Origin of the sequence: Scandinavium hiltneri, from assembly GCF_024764835.1 — a bacterium.
Taxonomy (GTDB): domain Bacteria; phylum Pseudomonadota; class Gammaproteobacteria; order Enterobacterales; family Enterobacteriaceae; genus Scandinavium; species Scandinavium hiltneri.
The window spans coordinates 46,775-62,318 of sequence record NZ_JALIGE010000071.1 but is presented as its reverse complement, the minus strand read 5'-3'; the positions used below and the strand labels follow the sequence as shown (position 1 = coordinate 62,318).

Genomic DNA, 15,544 nt, shown 5'->3' with positions numbered 1-15,544 from the left:
CTTTCAGGAGTCTGGAATGAAAGTAACGCTGCCAGAGTTTGAGCGTGCAGGAGTGATGGTCGTCGGTGATGTGATGCTGGATCGCTATTGGTACGGCCCAACGAGCCGCATTTCCCCGGAAGCCCCGGTGCCGGTGGTGAAAGTGGATACCATCGAAGAACGCCCTGGCGGCGCGGCGAACGTGGCGATGAACATCGCGGCGTTGGGCGCCACTTCGCGTCTGGTTGGACTGACCGGCATTGACGATGCGGCGCGTGCGCTTAGCAAAGCGCTGGCGGACGTTAACGTGAAGTGCGATTTCGTTTCCGTACCGACCCATCCGACGATCACCAAGCTGCGCGTGCTGTCACGCAACCAGCAACTGATTCGTCTGGACTTCGAAGAAGGCTTTGCAGGCGTCGATCCACAGCCGATGCACGAACGTATTCAGCAGGCGCTGGGCCACATCGGCGCGCTGGTGCTGTCTGACTACGCTAAAGGCGCACTGGAAAGCGTTCAGGATATGATTCAGCTGGCGCGTAAAGCGGGTGTTCCGGTGCTGATCGACCCGAAAGGCAGCGAGTTTGAACGCTATCGTGGCGCAACGCTGCTGACGCCAAACCTCTCTGAGTTTGAAGCCGTCGCCGGAAAGTGTAAAAGCGAAGCGGAAATCGTTGAGCGCGGCATGAAAATCATCGCCGACTTCGAACTGTCGGCGCTGTTGGTCACCCGTTCCGAACAGGGCATGACCCTGTTGCAGCCGGGTAAAGCACCGCTGCACATGCCAACGCAGGCGCAGGAAGTGTACGACGTGACCGGGGCCGGTGACACGGTGATTGGCGTGCTGGCGGCAACGCTGGCGGCGGGTAATTCTCTGGAAGAAGCGTGTTTCTTTGCCAACGCGGCAGCCGGTGTTGTGGTGGGCAAACTCGGGACGTCTACCGTTTCGCCTATCGAACTGGAAAACGCGGTGCGTGGTCGTGCGGACACCGGTTTCGGCGTGATGGGCGAAGCCGAGCTGAAGCTGGCAGTAATGGCAGCACGTAAGCGCGGCGAGAAAGTCGTGATGACCAACGGCGTGTTCGATATTCTGCACGCGGGTCACGTGTCCTATCTCTCCAACGCGCGTAAGCTCGGTGATCGTTTGATTGTCGCGGTGAACAGCGATGCGTCTACCAAACGTCTGAAAGGCGAAACCCGTCCGGTGAATCCACTCGATCAGCGCATGATCGTGCTCGGTGCGCTGGGATCCGTCGACTGGGTGGTCTCGTTTGAAGAAGATACCCCGCAGCGTCTGATTGCGGGCATCCTGCCGGACCTGCTGGTGAAAGGTGGGGACTACAAGCCGGACGAAATCGCGGGTAGCGAAGAAGTCTGGGCGAACGGCGGCGAAGTGATGGTACTGAACTTTGAAGATGGCTGTTCAACCACCAACATCATCAAGCGCATTCAGAAAGACAGCGAAAAGTAACCTTTTCGACACCCCCGGACGGCTTGTCGTACCGGGGGATCTTCCTCTCAATTATTGCTCTTTTCTATGAAGTTCAATCGTAAAATCATAATAGTCATTCAGGCACCAGGTTTGGGTGTACTCCACGGGTTTATCATGGTGCGAAAATCCTGTACGCGTTACCAGTAGCAGCGGCCCGTGTTCGCTGATGTTGAGATAGTGTGCCAGTCTACTGTCCGCAGCGACGGCACTGAAGCGTTGACTGGCGCGTAGTACCGGCGCTCCTTTCTTTTCCAGATACAAGTACAGTGATTCATCCAGCTCATTAATTTTCTCCAACAGAAATACTGGCATCAGCGCGGTTTGAAGGGAAACGGCGATACCGTTAATTTTCCGCAGACGTGTCAGCTCAACCACTTCACTTTTATCATCCACTATTTGTAGGATCTGGCGTTCCTCCAGGGTCGATGCCCGACGCAGGTAACCCACTATTTCACTTTGTGCTGTACCACCATTGGCAGTGGCCATTTCGCTGAAACTTTCCAGAAAAGGCAGGGACTGGCGAATATGTGGGGCAATAAAAGTCCCCGATCCCTGGTTGCGGATCAGTATCCCTTCTTCCAGTAATTGCTGGAATGCCTTGCGTACCGTGCCACGGGCAATGTTCAGCGTTTCGACCAGCTCTCTTTCAGAAGGAATGGCATCGCCAGGATGCAATTGCCCTCGATCAATCGCTGATTTGATGTGATTTCTTAATTGCCTGTACAGCGGCATCCCGCTGGAGGTATCAAGCTGAAATGTGAAAAGGGGGGGGATGAGCATAGACCCTCTGGAGTAGCTGGTGGTTCAGTTAATGATAAACCAATTGTTATCCTATGAATCCATTCTGTCATCCTCAATTCACTGCGTTTGTATGAAATAGTGCCAGATTGATCGCAAAACAACCATGTATAAGTAGAGCCTTTTTATGTTTGGTGTCTATCATTCATTGATGGTACACAAATGGTACATTAAATGTGTTTTCGTATCGCATTGATGGATAGACCAACAATTGAGGGTAAAAGTATGCAAGGGAATTTTTTCATCATCATGCAGCGACTGGGTAAGGCATTGATGTTGCCGATCGCTGTCTTGCCTGTTGCAGGGCTATTACTGCGGATAGGACAACCGGACGTTTTTAATATTGTTTTTGTCACTAAAGCGGGACAGACGCTGTTCGAAAATTTACCACTGCTGTTTGCGATTGGCATCAGCGGGGGATTCGCGAAAGATAATCATTGTGCGGCCAGTCTGGCGGGGACCATTGGTTACCTGGTTCTGACTGCAGTCATGCAGGCAATTAACCCGCAACTCAATATGGGGGTGTTGTCGGGGATCATTACCGGGCTGTTAGCGGGTGTGCTGTATAACCGCTACCATAATATCAAGCTGCCGGAATATCTGGCTTTCTTTGGTGGTAAACGCTTTGTGCCGATAGCCACAGGGTTAAGTTGCCTGGGGCTTGGTATCGTTTTGGGCTGGGCCTGGGGCCCGGTGCAGCAAGGGGTCAATGCTATCGGTAACTGGCTGGTGGCTTCGGGTCCTGTAGGTCCCTTTGTGTACGGGATCCTTAATGTGGTGTTCCGCGTCGTAGGCCTGCATCATATTGTTAACTCATTGGTCTGGTTTGTTTTTGGTTCATTTACCGCAGCAGACGGTGCGGTTGTGACGGGGGATATCCATCGTTTCTTCGCGGGTGATCCCTCCGCTGGTGCATTTATGACCGGTTTTTTCCCGGTATTTATGTTTGCTTTGCCTGCTGCCTGTCTGGCGATGTATCACGCGGCGCCAAAACATAAACGCTCGACTGTTGCCGGCCTGTTTCTCTCCCTGGCACTCACCACCTTCCTCACGGGGATCACCGAGCCTGTCGAGTACACTTTTTTGTTTCTGTCACCTCTCCTCTACGGTATTCATGCGCTGTTGACCGGCGTAGCGATGGCAGTTTGTCAGATTCTTGATATTAAGCTCGGTTTTACCTTTTCCGCCGGATTGATTGATTACGTTTTATCGTTTGGTTTGGCTTCCCGCCCATTGATGATGCTGCCTGTCGGTGTGCTCTGGGCAGTGATTTACTATTTTCTGTTCCGCTTTTTTATCAACCGCTTCAGCCTTGCAACGCCTGGACGAGAAGAAGATGACGATGACGAGGTTGTTGTGCTTACGGAGGACGTATCACTACGCGCAGCCGCTTGGGTTGAGGCTTTGGGGGGGAAAGATAATCTGCAACGAATAGATGCCTGCATTACCCGCCTGCGCCTGGAGATTGTCAATATGGACGAGATTCAGGAGTCGAGATTAAAAAAACTCGGCGCAATGGGTGTGGTGAAGCGGGGCGATTCAGGTCTGCAGGTGATTGTCGGTACTCAAGCAGAAATTATCGCCGATGAAATTCGTGAGTTAGTGACTCAATAAGGATTATCGCAATGAGCAATAAACGTTTACTGGACTGTGGTGCTTCTGATTTTGTATTGATGGATAAAACGGCGCTCTTGTACGCGATTCGCGCCAGCGAAGGACGAGTGCTGGTGAGTGAAACTATCGCTATCACGGAGCCTCTGCTCAATAATGTTACAAATGCAGAGCTGGCTGCCTCCCAGGGGGCTGATATTTTGCTGATCAATATGTTTGACAGTGATAATCCTCAGATTAAGGGCATGCCGGAAAATACGCCTCCGGAGCAGCTCCTGCACACGTTGCAGCGACTGACCGGCCGTATCATTGGGGTCAATCTGGAAGCCGTTGATCCTGAATTCACCAGCGCTCACGACGATATCTGGAAAATGAAACCAGGCCGTGCCGCAACTGCCGAAAATGCCCGCAAAATGGTGGCGATGGGGGCAAAAATTCTGGTGCTGACGGGTAATCCAAATAACGGTGTCAGTAATCGAGCGCTGGGCCTGGCGATTGCGGAAATTCGTGATGCTGTCGGTGACAGTGCGGTTGTGATTACCGGAAAAATGCATGGTGCGGGAGTGGTACGCGAAAGCGGTGCCGCAATTATCAGCGAAGAAGATGTAGCATGGTTTTCAGAGCAAGGGGCCGACATTGTACTGATACCTGCACCAGGAACGGTTCCGGGAATGAGCCAGCAGAAAGTGGCTTCGTTGATTGCATCAGCACATCGCAAGGGCGTGTTAGCGATGACGGCAATAGGGACCTCTCAGGAGGGAGCGGACGTGAATACTCTGCGCCAGATTGCCTTGATGAGCAAAATGGCGGGTGCCGACCTTCATCATATTGGTGATACCGGCTATATGGGTATTGCGTTACCGGAAAATATCCTGGCGTACAGTATTGCTATCCGTGGGGTCCGCCATACTTACACTCGTGTTGCACGGTCTATTCATCGCTGATAATTGATAACACCCAAGCTTATATAAAGGAATATATCTGTGATTAAAAATGCTTTAGGAAAATTTAAACAAAACCCTTCTGCTAAGTTTATTGTCGTCGGATATTCACCCACAGGCGGTGGACATACAGGGCGTTTGCTAAATATTATCGAGATGGCTCTGGAGAAAAAAGCTCTTCAGGCTGATAGTATCGTCATGTTTCATATACCTTGTCCGTGGGAGGGTACACCGCGTTCGCCACTTATTTCAGCATTAGCAAAGAAATTGGTTGAGCATAACATCAGTGTCATTTTGGCGGAGTCGGATAAGTCTGTTTACGGTTATTTGAATAAAGATACCGGTGGTTCAGATGATGCAGCAATTTTGAAGCGAATGTCTCACTATCCATTACGTGATACGGCAGCTAATGTTGACGATAAAAATAAAATTACTGGTTTAAATGAATGTCACTATTTTCAACTGGGAACTGATTTAACACATTTACCGTTGATATCGGCTAAACAACTGATGTCCAGTATTGCCGCGACATTAGGGCAGAATATCCTGACTGAGCGTTGTTATCTGCTGACGGACATGGATCCTGGTTTGCAAAAAGCTGCTGCAGCTGTGGGGATTCCCGGTAAATTGCGTCTGGATCAGCAGAATCACGCGATATTGTTGAATTTAAATGACACTCAACTAAATTTGCTGCCATAATATGCATTATTGTCAAAGGTTTTAGGTGGATGTGGAGAAAGTATTTCGCATATTGACTTAGGGGGGCGTAATACACTTATTGGTTTGACTCGGATTACTGAAAGGCTGAACATTTACAGCGGCATGTCAAAATATATTGTCAGAATCAAAGTTTCCGAACTCCTGTTATCCCATGCACTTTCTGAAAATTAAGTTAACGCCAGGTTAGCAGACCCTAATAAGCAGTTCATTGGTGTCATTGCGGGATCCTTAGTGACTTATGGCGGTGATGTTGAAAATATAATCTATGTTTATGCACATAAAAAAACCAATGCCATTGCAAAAAGTGTAGCACCATATTTTTGCCAGTCTGTCTGAACTGAACCAGACGCTGAAAAACCCGGCCAGGCTTTCACCTATTATTGGGTTGCAAAATAGGGAGGATGCGAATCAAATGCCGTTACTCAAGGAAGTCAGCGCCTATTTTTCTGCACTGGCGGAACAACGACCGGCGGGTTTATCGGATAGAATCAGACGGGAGTTTGGCGACTGTATGATAACCGGCTTCTGATGATTATTGGCGACGCCAACATGACGACGGGCCTTTTGGCCCGTATTGAGTGCAGACAAAAAAGGTGGGTTAGTCCAGATTTTCAACTGGCGGAATGACCGGAGCAGAGGCTGCGGCAGTCGAGCGGTTTTCCAGTTCGCTGATACGCTGTTCCAGCAGGGCCAGCTTCTCGCGAGTGCGCAGCAGAACCTGAGTCTGCACGTCGAACTCTTCGCGGCTGACCAGATCCAGACGCGTCAGCTGAGATTGCAGCACCTGACGGATTTTCTTCTCAACGTCATCACCAAAATCACGCAAACCTTGCGGCATGGACTCGTGAACCTGGCGGGCAATCTGTTCAATTTTTTTCGGATCAATCATTACGGTTTCCCTGATCTGGTCGGTTTTGCAGATTATTGTAGTGCCTTATGCCGGGGCTATAAACCAGAAATGTTTGAAGCTTATGCATTGCCGACAATAATCATTAGCGTTATAGTTATCTCGCTTATTCTCAGGGCGGGGCGAAATTCCCCACCGGCGGTAAATCAACTCAGGTTGAAAGCCCGCGAGCGCTTTGGACGTCAGTCTGAAGGACAGCAGATCCGGTGTAATTCCGGGGCCGACGGTTAAAGTCCGGATGGGAGAGAGTAACGATCTACGGGCAAGGCCCGCGCACGTTATCTTTTTGCCGCTTCGTCGGCGCTCCTAAGACTGCCCTGATTCTGGTAACCATAATCTTAATGAGGTCTTTTACCATGAATCAGACGCTACTTTCCTCTTTTGGTACTGCATTTGAACGCGTAGAACACGCGTTGTCCGCACTGCGCGAAGGCCGTGGTGTGATGGTGCTTGATGACGAAAACCGCGAAAACGAAGGCGACATGATCTTTGCCGCCGAAACCATGACCGTTGAGCAGATGGCGCTGACCATCCGTCACGGTAGCGGCATTGTTTGCCTGTGCATTAACGAAGAGCGCCGCAAACAGCTCGATCTGCCGATGATGGTGGAAACCAATACCAGCGCATTCGGTACCGGTTTTACCGTAACCATCGAAGCGGCGCACGGTGTGACCACCGGCGTTTCCGCTGCTGACCGCGTCACCACCGTTCGTGCGGCGATTGCCGACGGCGCTAAACCTTCCGATCTGCACCGTCCAGGCCACGTGTTCCCACTGCGCGCGCAGGCGGGTGGCGTGCTGACTCGCGGCGGTCACACTGAAGCGACTATCGATCTGGTGACGCTGGCAGGCTTCAAACCTGCGGGCGTGCTGTGCGAGCTGACCAACGACGATGGCACCATGGCGCGTGCGCCGGAGTGCATCAAGTTTGCTGCGGAACACAACATGCCGGTCGTGACCATTGAAGACCTGGTGGAATACCGCCAAAAGCATGAGCGTAAGGCCAGCTAAGATTCACTGAATAGCGAATCTGAAAAGACAACGCCGGGATTATCCCGGCGTTTTGCTATCTGGCTTTCAGAGTATCAGGCGAAATCCATCGACTGAAGCAGCACCAGACTGAGCCCCATCACCGACATGCCGCACAGCACGCCGTAGCTTGGGTTGTTGTGTGGGTCGATTTCTTTCGCCAGCGGCATCAATTCATCTACCGACAGCGCCACCATAATACCGGCCACCGCAGCCATGATAGCGGCCATCACCACCGGTGAAACCAGCGAGCCCAGAATCAGCCACGCCAGTACGCCGCCAAGAATTTCAGCCATTCCGGACACGCCTGCCCAAAATACTGCTTTCCGCTTAGAACCCGTTGCCGCATAAACTGGCCCGGCTACTGCGAGACCTTCTGGAATATTGTGCAGCGCAACTGCCAGCGCAATACCAAAACCGAGCTCCAGATTACTGCTGGCGGTAACGTAGGTCGCCACGCCTTCCGGGAAGTTGTGCAGGCTGATACCGAGCGTCAGCAGAATGGCGGTGCGGCGCAAATTGCGCGGCATCACGGCTTTATCGCCCTGTATTAAATCTTGCGCGTGCGCGTGGGGCAGCATTCGGTCGAGGGCAAAATATCCCAGCAGACCCACCACGAACATGCCGTAGCCGAGCACCGGCGACATGCCTTGAGTGCCGAGTGCGGCAGGCAGCATTTCCATCAATGAGATAAGCAGCATGATGCCCGCGGCGAAGCCGAGGGAAAACGCGAGTACGCGGTTGGAGGGTTTTTGGCCGATAACACCCAGGACAGCCCCAATGAAGGTGGCCCCACCAGCGAGTAAGGTCAGGATCAAAGGTACTGACATGAAAACTCCTTCATGATAATGATTATCATTTATAGTAAAGATCCATTGCCCCGAAAGCGAGAGGGGAGATGGCGCTTTTACGTGTCCTTACATTCAAATTTCCTGATGATCTTCATCACTGTTATCTGAGTTCATCCCTGCCCGAAAACGCGTAATGTAGAACCATCAAATCGACTGTTCCTGTAAGGATATCATCATGTCTTCTTCCCGTATGCCAGCACTGTTTTTGGGTCACGGTAGTCCGATGAACGTGCTGGAAGATAACGTGTACACCCGTGCCTGGCAGCATCTCGGCGAAACGCTGCCGCGCCCGAAAGCGATCGTGGCGATTTCCGCGCACTGGTTTACTCGCGGGACAGGCGTCACGGCGATGGAAGCGCCAAAAACCATTCATGATTTCGGTGGTTTTCCGCAGGCACTGTACGACACACATTACCCGGCGCCAGGTTCGCCGGAACTGGCGCAGCGACTGGTTGAGCTGCTGGCCCCGGTGCCGGTAGCGCTGGATAAAGAAGCCTGGGGATTTGACCACGGTTCATGGGGCGTTTTAATTAAAATGTATCCGGATGCCGATATCCCGATGGTTCAGCTCAGTATCGACAGCACCAAACCACCGGCCTGGCATATGGAAATGGGCCGCAAACTGGCCTCACTGCGTGAAGAAGGCATTATGCTGGTGGCAAGCGGCAACGTGGTTCACAACCTGCGCACCGCACGCTGGCATGGCGAAAATACGCCGTATCCATGGGCGACATCGTTCAATGAATTTGTGAAAGACAATCTCACCTGGCAAGGTCCGACGGAAGCGCACCCGTTGGTGAATTATCTCGACCATGAAGGCGGATCGCTGTCGAACCCGACTGCGGATCATTATCTGCCATTGTTGTACGTGCTGGGTGCGTGGGACGGAAAAGAGCCGATGACGTTGCCGACCGATGGGATCGAGATGGGCAGTTTGAGTATGCTGTCGGTGCAGATTGGTTAATGCCTGGTGGCGCTACACTGACCAGGCCTACAAAGACGAGTAGGCCCGGCAAGCGTGCGCCGCCGGGTACACATTACTCCACAAAAATATGCGGATAGAAACGGGACAGATCCTGAGTGATCAACGCCCGGTCTTCACGAATGCCGATCCCGGCTGGCTGATCGTTGATGAGCCAGCTGCCGATCAGCGTGAAGCTGTCGCCAAACTTCGGCAGTTCATAGAACTGCTGAACGATCATTCCTTCTTCGCCGTATGGCCCTTCCACGGCTTCAACCACCTTGCCGTTTTCAACAATCGATACGTTGGCGCCTTCGCGCGAGAAAATCGGCTTGATGACGTATTTATCCATCGGGGGATAGCTGTCTTCGGCAAAATACGCGGGCAGTAGATTGGGGTGATCCGGGAACATTTCCCACAGCATTGGCAGCAGCGCTTTGTTAGATATGATGCTTTTCCAGGCCGGTTCAAGCCAGCGAACGCCTGCATCCTCCAGCTTGGTGGAGAAAATCTCGCGCAGCATGTATTCCCACGGGTAGAGCTTGAACAGGTTGCCAATAACCTGATCCTGGGTGTCGGTGAACTGACCTTTTTCGCCAAGCCCGATATCTTCGATATACAGGAATTCGCTCGCCACGCCACCTTCATTGGCGCAGTCCTGCAAATACTGCACGGTGCCACGGTCTTCGGTGGTATCGCGGCAGCAGGCAAAATGCAGCAGGCCGAAACCGTGCTGTTCGCGCAGCTCAGCGAAACGCTCAATCAGCTTTTCCTGCAGGCTGTTGAACTGATCGCTGCCTGCGGGCAGGTTGCCCGCATTCTGCTGATCTTCGAGCCAGATCCACTGGAAGAAAGCCGCCTCGTACAGCGACGTTGGTGTGTCGGCGTTGTTTTCCAGCAGCTTAGGTTCGCCTTTGCCATCCCATGCCAGATCGAGGCGAGAATAAAGCGAAGGTTGCTGTGTTTGCCACGCCTGACGCACGAAGCTCCAGGTGTGTTTCGGAATGCGGAATTTGGTCAACAGCTCGTCGCTGGCGACCACACGCTCCACCACTTTCAGGCACATCTGGTGCAGCTCGGCGGTCACGTCTTCCAGCTTTTCAACCTGCTCGAGGGTGAGTTTGTAGTACGCATCTTCACACCAGTACGGCTCGCCATACATGGTGTGAAAATTGAAGCCATATTCGGTGGCTTTTTCGCGCCAGTCCGGGCGCTCGACAATGCTGACTCTTTCCATGGCGATTAGCCGCCCATTGAACGAGAAGATGTGCCGGAAGCGCTGCGCTGCATGGTGGACTGTTTAGCAACGGACTCACCAAAGCCGCCGCGTGTCACGGTGTTGGTGGTGGCCGGTTTTGGCGCCATCGCTGTTTTAGGCACGTTCATGGTACGGCCCGACTGCGCTGCGCCATAACCTTTGCCGCTGGCATCGGTGTATTGGCCGTAGGCCGGACTTTTTGGATTCTTCGAGCTGAACAGCGGTTGCTGCTGGAAGCCTGAACCGCTCATCATGCGGCCCATCATGTAGCCAGCCATTAGCGGCATCCAGAAGCTGCCGCTGCTTTGAGCCTGCGCCTGCTGTCCTTCAGGTACCATACCTGCCTGAGCAGGAGCTTGCTGGCACTGGCCTTCACCGAATTCGGCGATACAGTCTTCACGGCTGGCGTATTTCGGTGCGGTACGTTCGGCTTCTTTCAGCGCGTTGTTGTATGACGCGGTACATTCAGCGCTTTTGCCTGGGTTAGCGCTCGAGCAGTCATCGGCGTTCTGATACATCGACACCGTTTCGTCAGTTTTTTCACAGCCAGAGAGCATAAATACGGCGGTGATCGCCAACGCAACTGGCGTCAGATGGCGTGCGCCCCAGTTCTTGCGGAACGAAGCGTGATTAATTGTTTTTGTCCGTTTCATTATCTTTCATCCTGGACCCAGTGGTAGCGCTCAGGATAGTGGATGAGTGGTTGAAATTGAAGCGATGAGAGGCAGGAGGAGGGGATCTTTACGTTGCCTTACGTTTATTTTTGCGGGGGAGAGCGGAAAGTGATTTAACCCCGGCGAACGGTGTCGCCGGGGCTGCCCGAATCAGTTTTTGAACGGGTTAGAACTGTTGCTGGTGGTGGTGCTTGTACGCTGTGCGGCCGGCTGTGTAGCCGGAGCCGCGCTCGCGCCATTGTAACCATCGGCATTAGCGTCCTGCTGGGCATTCTCTGGGGCTACCGCTTCCGGCGAAGTGGAAACTGCTTTACCGAGGGTGCCATTCAGGGCCAACAGATCGTTCTCGTTAAGCGTACCCAGAGCTGACTTGACGTTCAGCTGGTTAATCAGGTAGCTATAACGCGCGCTGGAGAGCTGCTGCTTCGCGTTATACAGCGTAGTGGTCGCGTCCAACACATCAACGATGGTACGGGTACCGACCTGGTAGCCTGCTTCCATTGCGTCTAAAGAACTCTGCGCAGAAACAACGGCCTGTTTGTAGGCGTTGATGCTGCTGATGGACGCATTGATGTTGTTGAAGGACGAACGCACGGTCTGAACGACGTTACGGTGTGCGCTTTCGAGCTGCTCGCTGGCACCGACGAAGTTGTACTGCGCCTGTTTCACCTGCGAGGTCACCGAGCCGCCGCTGTACAGCGGCAGATTGAAGTTCAGGCCAATCTGATTCTGACCGATATTACGGTCAGTATACTGGGTACTTGTAGCGTTGTTGCCGTCGTAGCTGGTGTCAGACACGCCGGTAGACGCGGTCAGGCCAACGGTTGGCATGTGACCGGTTTCCGCGTAGCGAATCTGCTCACGGGCCAGGTCCTGGCTCAGACGAGCCTGCAACAACGCGAGGTTGCGGCCTTCTGCTTCTTTCAGCAGCGCATTCACCGGTTGCGGCTTATCCATTTTTAAGGTGCTGACATTCAGTGAAGACAGCTCCGGATAGTAGTTACCAGTGACCTGACGCAGCTGTTCAACGGCGTTGTCGAGGTTATTACGCGCGGTCACTTCGTTCGCCAGCACGGTGTCGTACTGTGAACGGGCGTTTTGCACGTCAGTGATAGCCACCAGGCCCACGTTAAAACGCTGGGTCGTCTGGTCTAACTGACGGTAAACCGCTTGTTTGTTCGCTTCAGTGAAGGAGAGCGAGTCGATCGCACTCAACACGTTGAAGTAGGCTGTTGCGGTGTTCAGGATCAACGTTTGCTGGTCTGTCTGATAGGTGACATCCTGGATACCGGCGCTTTTTTCTTGCAGCGTCAGCGCGCGCCATTTTGACATGTCAAAAATGGTCTGCGTTAACGTTAATGCTGCGCTGGTTTCGTTGGAGTTGATACCGTTGTTATCGCGAAAGCCATTGGTGTAGGTATAATCTGCACCTAAACCGAGCTGCGGTAGTAATGGGCTGCGTGCTTCGTTAATTTTTTCGAATGCAGCATCACGATCGGCCGCGGACTTACGCAGGTCTGGGTTGCTCAAACGTGCCTGCTGATAAACCTGCAACAGGTTTTCCGCATGGCTCACTGCGCTGAAGCCCGTCAGGCTCAAGCCGATAAGGATGGGGAGCAATTTCTTCATTTGCATTCCTTGTTGTGAAGCATTTAGCGCTGATCTAATTCAAAAAGATTTGTCGATTGTACCAGAGTCCGCCCGCGTAAAAAGTTGGCGTATCGTGCCATCTGGCGTTAATTTGCACCAATCTACCACAGCCTACATAAAACAGTAGCCATAGAGACCTGAAATCCCCGATTTCGTCACCACTTTACAGCCCAGGACATTAACGATGACCAGAAAAAAGCAATCTGTCGTAACTTACGCCAAAAACGATGTTGAAATTATTGCACGGGAAACGCTTTATAGCGGTTTTTTTTCGTTAGACATGTACCGTTTTCGTCATCGTTTGTTTAACGGCGAAATGAGCGGTGAAGTGCGACGAGAAATTTTTGAGCGCGGTCACGCCGCAGTCTTGCTACCCTTTGACCCAGTGCGTGATGAAGTGGTGCTGGTGGAACAGATTCGCATCGCCGCATTTGATACCAGCGAAAGCCCGTGGCTGATGGAAATGGTTGCCGGGATGATTGAAGAGGGTGAAAGTCCAGAAGACGTGGCGCGTCGCGAAGCGGTGGAAGAAGCGGGTCTGGACGTCAAACGCGTCAAACCTATGCTGAGTTACCTGGCGAGCCCCGGTGGTACCAGCGAGCGCTTAACCATCCTGGCGGGTGAAGTGGACGCCTCGACTGCGCAAGGTATTCACGGTCTGGCAGATGAGCACGAAGATATTCGGGTGCATGTGGTAAGCAGGGAACAGGCATACCAGTGGGTTGAAGAGGGAAAAATCGATAACGCAGCCTCTGTCATCGCCCTGCAATGGCTGCAATTGCATTATCAGGCATTACGAAACGAGTGGACAAAATGAAGCGCTATACACCTGACTTCCCAGAAATGATGCGTCTGTGCGAAACCAACTTCGCACAGCTACGCCGCCTGCTGCCTCAAACGGACGCACCCGGCGAAACGGTGAGCTATCAGGTGGCCAATGCGCAATACCGGTTAACGATCAGCGAATCGACCCGCTACACTACTCTGGTGGAAATAGAACAGACGGTGCCTGCGGTCAGTTATTGGAGCCTGCCGTCAATGACGGTGCGCCTGTACCATGATGCGATGGTGGCTGAAGTGTGTTCGAGTCAGCAGATTTTTCGCTTCAAAGCACGGTATGATTACCCGAATAAAAAGTTGCATCAACGCGACGAAAAGCATCAAATTAACCAGTTTTTGGCCGATTGGCTGAGGTACTGTTTAGCACATGGAGCGATGGCGATTCCGGTTTGTTAGCGTCGTGAAACCAAAGGACACCATTTGGAAAGCCTGTTAAATCTCTCACTGGCTGGTGAGGCCAGGGTCAGAGTCTTACAAATTACTGATACTCACCTGTTTGCTGAAAAGCATGAAACGTTGTTAGGGGTGAACACCTGGGACAGTTACCAGGCCGTTCTGGCGGCCATCCGCGCCTCGCAGCGTGAATGCGATCTCGTGGTCGCCACCGGAGATTTAGCACAGGATCACTCGTCTGCGGCTTATCAGCACTTTGCTGAAGGCATCGCGGGCTTCGACGCACCCTGCGTCTGGTTACCCGGTAACCACGATTTTCAGCCAGCCATGTACAGCGCGTTGCAGGACGCCGGAATTTCCCCGGTCAAACGCGTTTTCGCAGGCGACCACTGGCAAGTTTTGATGCTCGACAGCCAGGTTTTCGGCGTCCCACACGGCGAGTTAAGCGAGTTTCAGCTCGAATGGCTGGAACAGCGTCTGACCGAAACCCCCGAGCGTTTCACGCTATTGCTGCTGCATCATCATCCGCTTCCGGCCGGGTGCAGCTGGCTCGATCAGCACAGCCTGCGTAATGCTGGCGCGCTTGATCGTGTATTAATGCGTTTCCCTCGGGTGAAAAATTTACTCTGCGGCCATATCCACCAGGAAATGGACGTTGACTGGAACGGGCGTCGCATGATGGCCACGCCGTCCACCTGTGTACAGTTCAAACCGCACTGCGCGAACTTTACGCTGGATACCATTGCTCCTGGCTGGCGCTGGCTGGAATTGCATGCTGATGGCACGCTTACCACCGAAGTTTGCCGCCTGGATGGCGCGGAGTTCCGCCCGGACACCGCTTCAGAAGGATACTGATGTCTACGCTTCTTTATCTCCACGGGTTTAACAGCTCACCGCGTTCGGCGAAGGCGACGGCAATGAAGTCGTGGCTTGCCGAAAACCATCCGGACATTGAGATGGTCATCCCGCAGCTGCCGGCGTTTCCGGCAGAAGCCGCGGAACTGTTGGAGAAACTTGTCCTGCAACACGGCGGTGAACCGCTGGGTATTGTGGGCTCGTCACTGGGTGGCTATTACGGCACCTGGCTGTCGCAATGTTTCATGCTGCCTGCCGTGGTCGTCAATCCGGCAGTGCGTCCGTTTGAGCTACTCTCCGGCTATCTCGGTCACAATGAGAATCCCTACACCGGGGAACAATATGTGCTAGAGTCACGCCATATTTACGATCTGAAAGTGATGCAAATTGACCCGCTCGAAGCACCGGATTTGCTCTGGTTGCTACAGCAGACGGGTGATGAAGTGCTCGATTATCGCCAGGCAGTGGATTACTACGCCTCCTGCCGTCAAACAGTCGAGGAGGGCGGAAATCATGCCTTTATCGGCTTTGAAGATCATTTCACACAGATTATCGATTTTCTGGGGCTGCGTTAGTCGGCCCTCAC

General features: G+C 52.9%; 16 protein-coding genes and 1 riboswitch. Of the genes, 10 read left to right on the top strand and 6 right to left on the bottom strand.

Going from position 1 to position 15,544, the window contains the following annotated elements:
- The first annotated feature begins 16 nt into the window (after positions 1–16).
- Positions 17–1,450, top strand: a complete 1,434-nt coding sequence (gene hldE / locus MUU47_RS07540; RefSeq protein WP_258987568.1) for a bifunctional D-glycero-beta-D-manno-heptose-7-phosphate kinase/D-glycero-beta-D-manno-heptose 1-phosphate adenylyltransferase HldE — start codon at positions 17–19, stop codon at positions 1,448–1,450.
- Positions 1,451–1,501: 51 nt separating this feature from the next.
- Here the strand turns inward: hldE and MUU47_RS07535 are convergent, their stop codons facing one another.
- A complete protein-coding gene (locus MUU47_RS07535) occupies positions 1,502–2,251 on the bottom strand; it encodes a GntR family transcriptional regulator (RefSeq protein ID WP_258987566.1) in 750 nt (249 codons plus the stop codon).
- A 192-nt stretch (positions 2,252–2,443) separates the two neighbouring features.
- Between MUU47_RS07535 and nagE the strand changes: the two genes are divergently transcribed.
- The 3 genes from nagE to MUU47_RS07520 are packed head-to-tail and all read left to right on the top strand — an operon-like array spanning position 2,444 to position 5,520.
- A complete protein-coding gene (gene nagE, locus MUU47_RS07530; protein WP_258987564.1) occupies positions 2,444–3,883 on the top strand; it encodes an N-acetylglucosamine-specific PTS transporter subunit IIBC in 1,440 nt (479 codons plus the stop codon).
- A gap of 11 nt (positions 3,884–3,894) precedes the next feature.
- Complete coding sequence (locus MUU47_RS07525; protein WP_258987563.1) at positions 3,895–4,824, top strand: DUF7916 family protein; 930 nt, start codon at positions 3,895–3,897, stop codon at positions 4,822–4,824.
- 39 nt (positions 4,825–4,863) lie between these two features.
- Positions 4,864–5,520, top strand: coding sequence for a hypothetical protein (locus MUU47_RS07520; RefSeq protein WP_258987562.1), 657 nt, complete (start codon positions 4,864–4,866; stop codon positions 5,518–5,520).
- Positions 5,521–6,139: 619 nt separating this feature from the next.
- Here the strand turns inward: MUU47_RS07520 and ubiK are convergent.
- Positions 6,140–6,430: a ubiquinone biosynthesis accessory factor UbiK gene (ubiK, locus tag MUU47_RS07515; protein ID WP_258987561.1), complete on the bottom strand. Its 291-nt coding sequence runs from the start codon at positions 6,428–6,430 to the stop codon at positions 6,140–6,142.
- A 122-nt stretch (positions 6,431–6,552) separates the two neighbouring features.
- Positions 6,553–6,702: riboswitch (FMN riboswitch) on the top strand.
- Between the two features lie 102 nt (positions 6,703–6,804).
- On the opposite strand from ubiK, the gene ribB reads away from it, so the two are divergent.
- Complete coding sequence (gene ribB / locus MUU47_RS07510) at positions 6,805–7,458, top strand: 3,4-dihydroxy-2-butanone-4-phosphate synthase (RefSeq protein WP_159759954.1); 654 nt, start codon at positions 6,805–6,807, stop codon at positions 7,456–7,458.
- A 74-nt stretch (positions 7,459–7,532) separates the two neighbouring features.
- Here ribB and zupT read toward each other — a convergent pair whose 3' ends face one another.
- On the bottom strand, positions 7,533–8,306 hold the full coding sequence (zupT, locus tag MUU47_RS07505) for a zinc transporter ZupT (protein ID WP_258987560.1): 774 nt from the start codon (positions 8,304–8,306) through the stop codon (positions 7,533–7,535).
- 196 nt (positions 8,307–8,502) lie between these two features.
- On the opposite strand from zupT, the gene ygiD reads away from it, so the two are divergent.
- Positions 8,503–9,291 (top strand): 4,5-DOPA-extradiol-dioxygenase, encoded by a 789-nt coding sequence (gene ygiD, locus MUU47_RS07500; protein ID WP_258987559.1) that lies wholly within the window; start codon positions 8,503–8,505, stop codon positions 9,289–9,291.
- A gap of 73 nt (positions 9,292–9,364) precedes the next feature.
- Here ygiD and MUU47_RS07495 read toward each other — a convergent pair whose 3' ends face one another.
- From MUU47_RS07495 to tolC, 3 genes are all read right to left on the bottom strand, one after another.
- The gene (locus MUU47_RS07495; RefSeq protein WP_258987557.1) at positions 9,365–10,525 is read right to left on the bottom strand and encodes a glutathionylspermidine synthase family protein; all 1,161 of its coding nucleotides are present in this window, start codon (positions 10,523–10,525) and stop codon (positions 9,365–9,367) included.
- Positions 10,526–10,530: 5 nt separating this feature from the next.
- Positions 10,531–11,199, bottom strand: coding sequence for a DUF1190 family protein (locus MUU47_RS07490; protein WP_258987556.1), 669 nt, complete (start codon positions 11,197–11,199; stop codon positions 10,531–10,533).
- Positions 11,200–11,370: 171 nt separating this feature from the next.
- Positions 11,371–12,849 (bottom strand): outer membrane channel protein TolC, encoded by a 1,479-nt coding sequence (tolC, locus tag MUU47_RS07485; RefSeq protein ID WP_258987555.1) that lies wholly within the window; start codon positions 12,847–12,849, stop codon positions 11,371–11,373.
- 205 nt (positions 12,850–13,054) lie between these two features.
- On the opposite strand from tolC, the gene nudF reads away from it, so the two are divergent.
- From nudF to yqiA, 4 genes are read left to right on the top strand one after another with little or no spacing between them, the layout of a single operon-like run.
- Positions 13,055–13,687, top strand: a complete 633-nt coding sequence (nudF, locus tag MUU47_RS07480) for an ADP-ribose diphosphatase (protein ID WP_258987554.1) — start codon at positions 13,055–13,057, stop codon at positions 13,685–13,687.
- On the top strand, positions 13,684–14,106 hold the full coding sequence (locus MUU47_RS07475) for a DUF1249 family protein (RefSeq protein ID WP_097162172.1): 423 nt from the start codon (positions 13,684–13,686) through the stop codon (positions 14,104–14,106). Before nudF ends, MUU47_RS07475 begins: the two co-directional genes overlap by 4 nt.
- Positions 14,107–14,130: 24 nt before the next feature.
- On the top strand, positions 14,131–14,958 hold the full coding sequence (gene cpdA, locus MUU47_RS07470) for a 3',5'-cyclic-AMP phosphodiesterase (RefSeq protein ID WP_110510424.1): 828 nt from the start codon (positions 14,131–14,133) through the stop codon (positions 14,956–14,958).
- Positions 14,958–15,533 (top strand): esterase YqiA, encoded by a 576-nt coding sequence (gene yqiA / locus MUU47_RS07465; RefSeq protein WP_110510423.1) that lies wholly within the window; start codon positions 14,958–14,960, stop codon positions 15,531–15,533. The genes cpdA and yqiA overlap by 1 nt, the downstream gene beginning before the upstream one ends.
- Positions 15,534–15,544: the final 11 nt, after the last annotated feature.

Coding starts and splice junctions, on each gene's coding strand:
- hldE (WP_258987568.1), top strand. CDS start 17: ATGAAAGTAACGCTGCCAGAGTTTGAGCGTGCAGGAGTGATGGTCGTC.
- MUU47_RS07535 (WP_258987566.1), bottom strand. CDS start 2,251: ATGCTCATCCCCCCCCTTTTCACATTTCAGCTTGATACCTCCAGCGGG.
- nagE (WP_258987564.1), top strand. CDS start 2,444: ATGTGTTTTCGTATCGCATTGATGGATAGACCAACAATTGAGGGTAAA.
- MUU47_RS07525 (WP_258987563.1), top strand. CDS start 3,895: ATGAGCAATAAACGTTTACTGGACTGTGGTGCTTCTGATTTTGTATTG.
- ubiK (WP_258987561.1), bottom strand. CDS start 6,430: ATGATTGATCCGAAAAAAATTGAACAGATTGCCCGCCAGGTTCACGAG.
- ribB (WP_159759954.1), top strand. CDS start 6,805: ATGAATCAGACGCTACTTTCCTCTTTTGGTACTGCATTTGAACGCGTA.
- zupT (WP_258987560.1), bottom strand. CDS start 8,306: ATGTCAGTACCTTTGATCCTGACCTTACTCGCTGGTGGGGCCACCTTC.
- ygiD (WP_258987559.1), top strand. CDS start 8,503: ATGTCTTCTTCCCGTATGCCAGCACTGTTTTTGGGTCACGGTAGTCCG.
- MUU47_RS07495 (WP_258987557.1), bottom strand. CDS start 10,525: ATGGAAAGAGTCAGCATTGTCGAGCGCCCGGACTGGCGCGAAAAAGCC.
- MUU47_RS07490 (WP_258987556.1), bottom strand. CDS start 11,199: ATGAAACGGACAAAAACAATTAATCACGCTTCGTTCCGCAAGAACTGG.
- tolC (WP_258987555.1), bottom strand. CDS start 12,849: ATGAAGAAATTGCTCCCCATCCTTATCGGCTTGAGCCTGACGGGCTTC.
- nudF (WP_258987554.1), top strand. CDS start 13,055: ATGACCAGAAAAAAGCAATCTGTCGTAACTTACGCCAAAAACGATGTT.
- MUU47_RS07475 (WP_097162172.1), top strand. CDS start 13,684: ATGAAGCGCTATACACCTGACTTCCCAGAAATGATGCGTCTGTGCGAA.
- yqiA (WP_110510423.1), top strand. CDS start 14,958: ATGTCTACGCTTCTTTATCTCCACGGGTTTAACAGCTCACCGCGTTCG.